The organism is Pseudogracilibacillus sp. SO10305 (assembly GCF_037072005.1).
GTDB classification, from domain to species: domain Bacteria; phylum Bacillota; class Bacilli; order Bacillales; family Amphibacillaceae; genus Pseudogracilibacillus; species Pseudogracilibacillus intestinigallinarum.
In genome coordinates this window covers 1-1,232 of sequence record NZ_JAXHDE010000040.1, presented here as the reverse complement: position 1 = coordinate 1,232, position 1,232 = coordinate 1, and the positions used below count along the sequence as shown (strand labels likewise).

1 protein-coding gene is annotated in these 1,232 nt (G+C 36.1%); it reads right to left on the bottom strand.

The window, feature by feature from the left end; translation table 11 throughout:
* Window positions 1-72 precede the first annotated feature (72 nt).
* Window positions 73-1,149, bottom strand: a complete 1,077-nt coding sequence (locus SPD45_RS14340; protein ID WP_336268460.1) for an IS30 family transposase — start codon at window positions 1,147-1,149, stop codon at window positions 73-75.
* Window positions 1,150-1,232 lie beyond the last annotated feature (83 nt).

Genomic DNA, 1,232 nt, shown 5'->3' with positions numbered 1-1,232 from the left:
CTTGAATTTCAAGTTTAAGTTAGCCACCTAATTTATGTAAATTCTCTGTTTATTGTCAGTACTGTGTGATTGTTAGCTTGTTAACGACTGAAGTTCAGTTAAAAATGCTTCTTCAGCAGTACGATAATTCAATATTTTACGTGGTATGTTATTCATCCACTGTTGAATTTGGTTGATTGTTTTAGCTGATATATCAGCTAAGCGTTCCCCTTTGGGGATGAATCTGCGAATTAATTTATGTTGATTTTCTTTCGTTCCTCGTTCATAAGATGCATAAGGACGAGCGAAATAAACATCTGTTATATCTGCAAGCAATTCATGAATATCAGCAAATTCAGAGCCATTATCTGATGTGATTGTTTTGAATAGGGTAGCGGCTTGATTTCCTATTCTGTCATAAAGTTGTTTCACCGCTTGGTTGACAAAGTCTGTTGACTTTTGTTTGATTTTAAACATGATTTCAAAGCGTGTCTTTCGCTCTACGAGCGTTAATAATACAGGGTCTTCTTTAGTTTTAGAACCGATTAATGTATCAATTTCCCAATGTCCAAAGTGTTCCCTTGTATCTACTTTGTCTGGGCGTTCTTCAATTGATGGGCCGAGTACTCGGCGATTTTCTCGATGCTTCGGAGAGTCTTTCCTTGGTGTACGAGCAACTTTTTCAAGCAAATCAATATTTTTAGTTTTCATGATGCCACGATCAATCCAATGATAAAGCGTTGATGTAGATGGTATCAAATCGGCTTGAAAGAGTTTCTCTTTTGTTGCCCGTCCAATGACGATATCAGGTGACCAACCGTCATTTAACATTTTATCGTCAGCCCATTGAGTAAATGAATCACAGCGTAGCCATTTTGGACGGCGTCCAGAATGCTGACGATTACGAAGATATATTTGATGATCAGCGTCAGCTGAATAGCTATATTGATCATAATCATACACTTTGTCGTTATGAATTTGTCGTTGTTTAATTGTACGGACTGTACCTTGTTTAACAGCATTATTAATCGTTTGCGGCACACGATTTAAAATACGTGCAATCTTACGATTGGAGTATCCCAAATCTTTGTAAGCCTCAATTTTTACACGTTCTTCATAGGTTAAGTGTTTTCCCTTGTTCTGGTTTATGTTATCATTTACTTGAGTCATGTGAATTCACTCCTATATAGATTGGTCGTACTTTCAATATAGCAGAATTCACATGACTTTTTGTATTTTATTTAAAATACTTT

Coding starts and splice junctions, on each gene's coding strand:
- SPD45_RS14340 (WP_336268460.1), bottom strand. CDS start 1,149: ATGACTCAAGTAAATGATAACATAAACCAGAACAAGGGAAAACACTTA.